The sequence below is a fragment of the Arenibacter arenosicollis genome, from assembly GCF_014397245.1.
Lineage (GTDB): Bacteria > Bacteroidota > Bacteroidia > Flavobacteriales > Flavobacteriaceae > Arenibacter > Arenibacter arenosicollis.
Window position 1 is genome coordinate 120,602 of the sequence record NZ_JACLHY010000013.1, and the last position, 9,009, is coordinate 129,610.

Annotated in this window: 6 protein-coding genes; 3 read left to right on the top strand and 3 right to left on the bottom strand. The window is 38.8% G+C overall.

The genetic code is table 11. The features are described from left to right. Nucleotides 1-203 precede the first annotated feature (203 nt). On the top strand, nt 204-1,601 hold the full coding sequence (gene mnmE, locus H4O18_RS13660) for a tRNA uridine-5-carboxymethylaminomethyl(34) synthesis GTPase MnmE (protein ID WP_187585497.1): 1,398 nt from the start codon (nt 204-206) through the stop codon (nt 1,599-1,601). Nucleotides 1,602-1,991: 390 nt separating this feature from the next. Here mnmE and H4O18_RS13665 read toward each other — a convergent pair whose 3' ends face one another. The 3 genes from H4O18_RS13665 to H4O18_RS13675 all read right to left on the bottom strand — a co-directional run bounded on the left by H4O18_RS13665 (nt 1,992) and on the right by H4O18_RS13675 (nt 5,954). Further along, a complete protein-coding gene (locus H4O18_RS13665) occupies nt 1,992-2,681 on the bottom strand; it encodes a fibronectin type III domain-containing protein (RefSeq protein ID WP_187585499.1) in 690 nt (229 codons plus the stop codon). Nucleotides 2,682-2,683: 2 nt separating this feature from the next. Next, a complete protein-coding gene (locus H4O18_RS13670; protein ID WP_187585501.1) occupies nt 2,684-5,326 on the bottom strand; it encodes a BspA family leucine-rich repeat surface protein in 2,643 nt (880 codons plus the stop codon). A gap of 424 nt (nt 5,327-5,750) precedes the next feature. Then, nucleotides 5,751-5,954, bottom strand: a complete 204-nt coding sequence (locus H4O18_RS13675; protein WP_187585503.1) for a hypothetical protein — start codon at nt 5,952-5,954, stop codon at nt 5,751-5,753. A gap of 372 nt (nt 5,955-6,326) precedes the next feature. Here H4O18_RS13675 and H4O18_RS13680 point away from each other — a divergent pair, with 372 nt between their 5' ends. Continuing rightward, nucleotides 6,327-6,839, top strand: coding sequence for a YfcE family phosphodiesterase (locus H4O18_RS13680; protein WP_187585505.1), 513 nt, complete (start codon nt 6,327-6,329; stop codon nt 6,837-6,839). Between the two features lie 622 nt (nt 6,840-7,461). Then, on the top strand, nt 7,462-8,364 hold the full coding sequence (locus H4O18_RS13685; RefSeq protein ID WP_187585507.1) for a hypothetical protein: 903 nt from the start codon (nt 7,462-7,464) through the stop codon (nt 8,362-8,364). Nucleotides 8,365-9,009: the final 645 nt, after the last annotated feature.

The window sequence follows — 9,009 nt, forward strand, 5'->3', positions numbered from 1 at the left end:
ATGATTAAAATCATTGTGTTCAACTTTACTATTACTAAAATAGAAGTTCTACACCATTATAGTATTAGTGGTTTCCGACCATTTTCCAAGTGTTCATATTTATCCTTACCAACTTCCCTATAAGTAAATTGTAGCTACTAACAATTGGAAATCGGGACAGGATTAAAAATTATAAATCGTACTTTTACCTCCAATTTAAATCTATGATTACCAACGACAACATCATTGCTTTGGCCACTCCTTCAGGGGCTGGCGCCATAGCCGTTATCCGTATTTCCGGGAAAGACGCCATTGCCTTGGCCAATCCTTTTTTCAATTCGATTCGAGGAAAGGATTTAAAAAAACAGAAGAGCCACACTATTCATTTGGGACATATTATGGAGAACGACAAGGTGTTGGATGAAGTCCTATTATCTCTATTTAAAGGTCCACATTCCTATACAGGTGAAGATGTTGTGGAAATATCCTGTCATGGTTCCCCATATATTCAACAACAAATTATTCAGCTGTTCCTGCGAAACGGTTGCCGAATGGCAACAGCCGGGGAATTTACACTACGTGCCTTTTTAAATGGCAAAATGGACCTAAGTCAGGCCGAAGCTGTGGCCGATCTTATTGCTTCGGATAACGAGGCCAGCCACCAGATAGCCATTCAGCAGATGCGTGGTGGATTTAGTAACGAAATAAAAAAATTGAGGGACCAGCTCCTGAACTTCGCTTCCCTTATGGAATTGGAGCTCGACTTTGCAGAGGAGGATGTAGAATTTGCGGACCGAACCCAGTTTAAAATACTACTTACCAAGATACAAAGGATCTTAAAGCGATTAATAGATTCCTTTGCCGTAGGAAATGTGATCAAGAATGGGATTCCCATTGCTATTGTAGGGGAACCCAATGTAGGCAAATCTACTTTGCTCAATTCCCTTTTAAATGAGGAACGGGCCATAGTTAGCGAAATTGCAGGAACTACCAGAGATACCATTGAGGACGAGATTGTAATAGGAGGCATAGGATTTCGGTTTATTGATACCGCCGGTATCCGGGATACCAAAGACGTGGTGGAAAGCATAGGGATAAAGAAGACTTTTGAAAAAATAGAACAGGCCCAGGTAGTGGTGCTATTGGTAGATGGTTGGCAGATGGCAACCGATGCAGCCAAACTGAAGTCCAGCCTAAAGGAACTGGAAAAAATTAAAACCAAATATCCTCACAAACCCTTGGTTGTAATTGCCAATAAGGTGGATATGCTGAATGAGGAACAAATAATAAATCTGCAATCCCAAATCCCCGAATTGCACTTATTATCCGCCAAAACTGGAAAAGGCGTGGAAGCTCTAAAATCGCGTTTGTTGGATTTTGTGAATACGGGAGCATTGCGCAATAGTGAGACCATAGTAACCAATACAAGGCATTACAGCTCCCTTCTAAAGGCTCTGGAAGAGATTGAAAAAGTACAATTTGGTATGGAGGAGGACACTCCTAGCGATCTCTTGGCCATAGATGTCCGCGAAGCACTCTATCATTTAGGGGAAATCACGGGACAAGTGACCAATGACGAACTTTTAGGAAATATTTTTGCTAATTTTTGTATCGGAAAGTAACAATACAAAATATCACATAATAAAACACAATAAAACCCAGTAAATCCTGGGTTTTTTAATTCTATATTATTCGATACTTTCCATTTTTTAGTCATTTTTTGCAATATTTTGCACCGCCATACACAAAGAGAATGGGTACGTTTACCTTTTTCCAAAATGGAATAGAGTCATAATCGCTAATTGTATTGATGAATGTCCTTGTGGGATGGTCCGGGTCCGCTGGAAATCCCTTCACAACCTTTTTATCTTTCAGGTCGCCGCTTTTAGCTTTATCGAGTTCCTCTAGGTAATCACCATAATTAGTACCAGTCAATGCCGAAAAAATGCCCTTCTATTGATTTATTAGATGTTCTATAATCGTTCTAGACCTAAAATGAATTTAACATTGATTTAATTGGTCCTGAAATTCCAAATCTGGCCGATGGTTTGGCCACCTTTGTCATCTTTTACGACCACCTTCCAAAAGTAATCGGTAGCGGCAACAGTTGTGACATTAATGCTAGTTACATTTTGATTTTCAGAAATCAAAGTTTCTGGAGGGTTATCAGTGCCAAAATAGATATCGAACACCAAAGGATCTCCATCAGTATCACTTCCTGTCCATTCCAATGTTGTTGTGCCTTCATTTTCAGTAGCATTCATTAACGGTTTCACAACTTCAGGGGCAAAGGGCAAATGGTTGGATATAGCCTCGTTCTGTGTATACAGATTGAAAGTGGTAGAATAATCGCTTGAGGCATTTTTGCTGTCAGTTGCTTTTACCTTCCAATAATAGGCAAATCCCCTTTCCAATGTTATATTTTGAGTCGTTTTCGAACCCGTAACCATATGGGTAATTTCAGTGAACTGATTGTCCTTAGATATTTCTATTAGGTAGGTAATGACATCTCCGTTTCCATCACTAGAAGCGTTCCATTGAAAATCGAGTACATTATTGATACACAGTAAATTGTTGCTCGGATAAACCAGTTCGGGTACGGTCGGCACAACATTAACATCCTCCGTAGGTGCTGGTGGGTCCGATTTGCCACAAGACCACAATAGTAAACACAGAACGCTTATGTTGAATAACTTCTGCATGATTATTGTTTTACAATTTTAAACATCCTAGGATTTGCGAAATGAACATTAACTACATAAACTCCATCAGGAAGATCTTCGATATCTACTGAAGCTCTGCCACCTATTACCGGATACATTTTTGTGGAAATCAATTGCGAATGTATTGTGAATAACTCTATTACAACTTCGGTCTGAATAATTGGTAGGGCGATTTCAAAACTTCCACTAGTTGGGTTTGGAAATGCAACTACCGAATCTGTCTTAATGGTTTTGACAAAAGAGCCCTCACAGATTTTATCTGTAAAAATTTCAACCGAATCGCCCTCTTCTGCATCTAAGAAAAACGTTTTTGAAGAAGTTTGTAGTACCGTTTTCCCATTGACCATTGCACTGTACGGTGCAGTACCTTGATTGATTTCAATTGCCACTTTACCGTTTACAATGGATGACTTACCAGAGATATTGGCTGATTCGCCTAATTCAAGAATGAAACACTGTTCAAATGATTGCGCTGTATAAGTTATACATAAGTCATATGTGCCCGGAGCAAGGTTTTCGATTAGTAATTCATCATTAAAAGTGTAATTATTTCCGTCTATCGTAGCGACATAGTCGTACGCCAATACTGCGGCGATTTTTATTTGTGCATTGTTCGTGTCGGGGCAAGTCTCGTCAATGCCCTCAACGCTAAAATTATTTGCTGATAATTCAAGACATCCATCGGCACTGACCAAACTACCTGTAAGAGTATCAAGGCATTGGTCAATATGATCTAAAACTCCATCATTGTCATTGTCTATGTTGCAATTAGGATCTTTGCCTGCATCGTTGATAGTCCATCCGAAAGCATCTATAAAATTTTGTCTAACCACCTCACTTTCACAATATTGTAAAATGTTAGCGCCAAAAACAACGCCATTTTGAAATGATGACACTTGACTCCAACCAGTTAGGGTTTTATCATAATTCTTGGTGGATATCCCTGTATCATCAAAAATTGAGGCCATTAGTTGTACTTGACCCAAATTCCAATCGCCTAAATCTTGATTAAAATTAGTAGCACCTCGAAACATCCCGTCAATCCAAAGCATAGCACTGGTGTCCCAGTTATTTAAAGGTTGATTAAATTGAGGTGCATCTTGAAACATATAAGAAGCATGGTTGGTCAAGCTCAAATCCCACGAATTCATAGTAGAATTCCCATTTAGTTTGGTACACGCTAAAAACATTCCATTGGTGGGTAATCCCCTTGTAAAATCAGGAATATCAGTCGCCTTCATATCTAGGTTCTCACAACCAGCGAAGGCAAAACCCATACTAAGCCATCTATTCGTTCCCCATTGATCGATTGAAATTATTTTGTCATCATCGCTGCCTAGATTAAGCTCTTCACGAATCTCACCAGCATTAAAATAGATCCTAGGAAATTTGCCGGTAATGGACACAGTATAAGTTCCAGGTGTATTATAGGTATGCCTGATATTTCCTGTAACATTTGTATCAGATGATCCGTCACCCCAATCTACGTTATAATCATAATTTTCTCTCGGATGTGTTGGTATTTCAATCTGATTGTCTGCCGAAAACCCTGGGTTATCGGTTTTCCAAGTAGTTACAAAAGCAGCCGGTTCCGAGCAATTTTTCCCATAGTCCTGAATCGACCAACCATAGTTGGTTATCAAACTTTGTCTTGCGGTCTCTCCCAAACAATATTGTGCGTCATTTGCGCCAAGTTCAACTCCGTTCTGAATTGAAGGTAATTCGCTCCATGCTATCAGCAATTTATTATAATTTTCATCCGAGAAGTCAGAATTGTCGAACATGAAATTCATGTTTAGTACGTTTGAGATATTCCAACCACTAATGTCATGGTCAAATTGTGATGAACTAAACATACCCCACATTTCCTTAACATTGCTCACATCCCAAGAAGAAAGGTCATAATTGCAATGAGTTGTACTAAACATATAACTCATTCTTTCAACATTGCTGACATCCCAATTTGAGAGGTCTTGATCAATTTGTGAAGATGCAAACATATTTCCCATGTCAATTACATTGCTCACATCCCAATTACTGATATCTTGATTGAATTGGCTACTAAAGAAAAGTCGTGCCATATGTATGACATTGGAAACATCCCAAGCAGATATATCTTGATTAAAACTGGTTTTGTCAAACATCCCGGACAAATTTGTAATTCCACTAACATCCCATTCGTCAATTCTTGGAATACTAAAGGGATATTCACCAGCACTATAAAACATATTGTAAAGGCTAGTCACATTTGACAAATCTGGCACATCTGTGGCCTCTATTTTTAATCTACGGCAACCCGAAAAAGCTAAACTCATATCGGACCAGGCGTTATTGCCCCACTGATTAATCGCAATCAACTTTTCTTCATCGTCTTCGTCATTAAAATAGATTCTCGGAAAAGTTCCTGAAATGGCAACCATATAAGTTCCAGAGGTTGCATATGAGTGAGTTATGTTTCCGGTGACCCCAGAATCTGAAGTCCCGTCTCCCCACTCTATGGTATAATTGTAAGTTTCTAGGGGATAAGTGGGAATCGTAATCTGATCATCATCAGAGACGCCCGGATTGTCGGTTTTCCAGGTGGTAATAAACTCGTTTTGTGCATTTGCAAGCGAAAGCACCATGTAAAAAGCTAAAGTCAGAATATTTCTTTTCATGAAGTACATTAGTCGCTAAAATAAGAAAACGGAGAAATCGATAAATATTGTTGCGGATAGAAAGGTATTAGGAAAGGCCGAAAGAGTTTCGAATTAATTCAAATGCCATAAAATCCTCGCTTAATTTTTTGTTAAAGACCAATCACCTATTATACAATAGCTCAAATATAAGCTATTTTCACGAAATATATTAAGCTATGTCATAAAGCAGCACTTTAGCATTACTAGGCCCAGTGACCTCATAGCTACATATTTGGCCAACTTCTCTTGTATGCCCCTCCAGTAAAGGAATCGGCAAATCGGCGGATTTTTAGAATGACGGATTTTTTAGAATATCATTAACCTATTTATAGGGTTGCGAGCTAAACTGTCGTTTTTTGCAGCTATGAGGTCACTGGGCCATATCGGCAGGGAAACCATTGTCCATTACACTAAAAACGCGGTGGATGTATATTACAACCGACAGCGTATCGCGCTGCACCCGCGCAACGGTTCCAAAGGGTCGTACAACACCAACATGGACCATCTGGGCGGTACCCTCAGGCATTATAATGATTGGAGCCCGGAGTTCTTCCGGGACAAGGCGATCGTCCACGGTAACAACGTTGCGAAATGTGTGGAACGGATCATCGCAGGCCTGGACTGTCCTGAGATAGGGTACAAAAGGGCCATGGTAGTCATAAAGCTCCATAGGGCCTACGGCTCACGGCGACTTGACAATGCCTGCAAAACCTTTAAACGAATCCTATAAAATTTTGGAATTGGTATTCTTACCTAACGGAGGATAGGTATCAATATGAATATCATGATAAAGTAGATTCCCTATCCGGAAAGGGTAAATTTGGAATCTGAAAAGAAAAATAAAGCATTCAACGAAGAACTAAAATCAATCAAAGTTCAAATAAACGATAGATTAAAAGTCGAGTTGATGCTTTCCGAGCAATAAAGAAAATAATAGATACCGTAAATGAAAATCGCCGTAATTTCCGATATCCACGACAACATCTGGAACCTTCAAAAAGCCTTAGCCATGCCAGAGCTACAGGCTACAGAAGAGATGTTGCTTTGTGGTTACCTTTGTTCGCCATTTGTCATACATTTATTGGGGCGAGCGTATTCCAGACCAGTCCATTTGGTATTTGGCAATAACGATGGGGATGTTAAAGCTATCATCAGAAACTCAAAGAAATATTCGAATATCCATATTCATGGAGAATATTTTAGAACTCTCGTAGGTGGACATGCATTGGCCATGAATCACTACCCGGATAAGGCTCGGGAAATTGCAGAGAACGGAGGGTTCGACATCGTTTGCTACGGTCATAATCATATTGTAGTAAATGATGAAATGGTCGGTGACACCTTACTAATCAATCCAGGGGCCATCATGGGCTATAATGGAGGAAAGCTAATGGATATCCCTGCAACTTATTTGATATTGGATACCGCCCTGCCCAAAGCGGAAGTTTATCAAATTTAAACGGAGCGATAATTACTAGTTGATGTTTGAAATAAGGATTTTAAAATTAGACACATGGGCAAAATGGGCCTATAAAAAAGCTGAGGAATTGGACCCTTTAATTCAATCTAAAAATAAATCTTCCGGTTAATCCATAATAATTCACCACCCCTTCACCATAGGTAGAACCGTAAAGCATCATAGTTAACCCTGCAAAAAACACCCTTGGGAGAAATAAAAACACTATAATTAACCCTGAAATAACACCATGGAAGAGATTAAAAACACCATGATTCATCATACATGTACCATACATGCCCCATAGGGTAAACCGTAAAACACCATAGGGTGAAATTAAATGCCCCCACAATTTATAATTAATGGACCTTATAAAAGACTCTTTTCTTTATGGTTATGCTATGGTGCTGTTGTAGTGATGGAGATGTGCAACTGTGGTGTTTTTTTTGGGGCTGCAATCCAGTGGTATTCCAGTTTTTCATAAATCTGAAGAACTATGCAATCAAGGAATCCAAAAGAGGTCCCACCGTTACTCTTAATAATGACTTGGGGTATCATTTGTATCGATTCGATCAATTTAAACAAAATACGAGGATTATTTTTAGTAAAATAAATTCAGCTAATCATGGACCAATCCTATCTCAAAACCCTTCTTATCATTGTCATTGTGACCACTTTTACTTCTTGCGGTAAGGAAGATTCTGTGTTTATCAAACCTCAGAGTCAAGAGCGCATAAGCCCAAATTCTAAGGTCGTAAGCCTGATTAAAGGGGTCGTTTCAAGTGATGGTTCCTACGATAATGTTGTTGATGGATCTAGTCATCTTACGATAACCTTGCCCATTTCCGTTGTCGCTAACAATGTGTCAATCTATTTGGCTAAACCTTCGGATTTTCAGAAAATCCATGATATTCATAATCAAAGTACCCAAGACCGGGATTTCGTAACCATCGATTTTCCCATCAGTGTTATACTTCCAAATCATAAAATACGAAGTGTGGGAAGTCAGTCAGCACTGAACAATCTTGTTGAAGGATTAAATGAAGATGAGGGGTTACCCCAAAGTGTAAAATGCGTGGATATTGTATACCCTAACACAGTATCTGTATTTAATCAAGAATCAGGGGTCATTGATACCATTGTTATCCAAAATGATGAAGACTTGTATGTGTTTCTTGACAATTTGGATGTAAATGACCTTGTGGGTATTGAATTTCCCATGTTTTTTATACTTGTTGATGGATCGCAATATGCGGCCACAAATTTTGTGGAACTCGAATTGGTCCTCGAAAATTTTAGGGAGTCTTGTCTCACTGGCGGAAGCGATGAAGGCGGGAACGAACTAGATAATATAGAAGAAACTGAAAACCAAGAGGATGAACAGGAAAATCAGGATGAAGATGATGAGGACAAAGATGACGAGGATGACGACGAGGATGGTGATGAAGATGGCGATGATGACGACGATGACGACGATGACGACGATGACGACGATGACGACGATGACGACGATGACGACGATGACTAAAAGCGAAAAAAAATTCGCATATCATACCTAAATTTTTGGGCAAACCACTATTTCGGGATATTAAGCCACGTCATACGTTTCAAGTAAATAAAAGCGGAAAACCTAGAAAATACAACACATCCCAAAACAGGACTATTTGATATGCTCTGATTGTGAAATACAGATTGAAATTTTTGAAACTTACTTTGCGAGAAAATTATAGTCTATAACTGACTATTCAAATAGAAAGGAAAAGTTTGAAATTTACAAGTGATGTTGAGTCTAAAATTGGTCTTTTCTTAAGCATAAATCTCTATCCCAACTTCATATCAAATGTCTGATGACCAATATGGAATTTTTACAAGTGATATGATTTTGTTTTTATATCTTAACGAAAATTAAATGTACTTCCAATTTAGGTTGATTTCGAATAAGGAAAAGGGAATCGTAAAATTCATTCTTGCAGCCTCAGTTCAATGGAGAAATATTAGTTCAGCAGTTGTTAATCACCGCCTACTAAACAACAGCAGCTAACAACAGTAACCGTTGCACAACCCTATAATTTATAAAATATCGATGCCAAAAGCGGCCTTTTAGGGCCGTTTTGTTTTTTAAACGAACGTGTTGCCACTCATTTTTATAGTGCCAAAAAGGAAGCAAATAGAC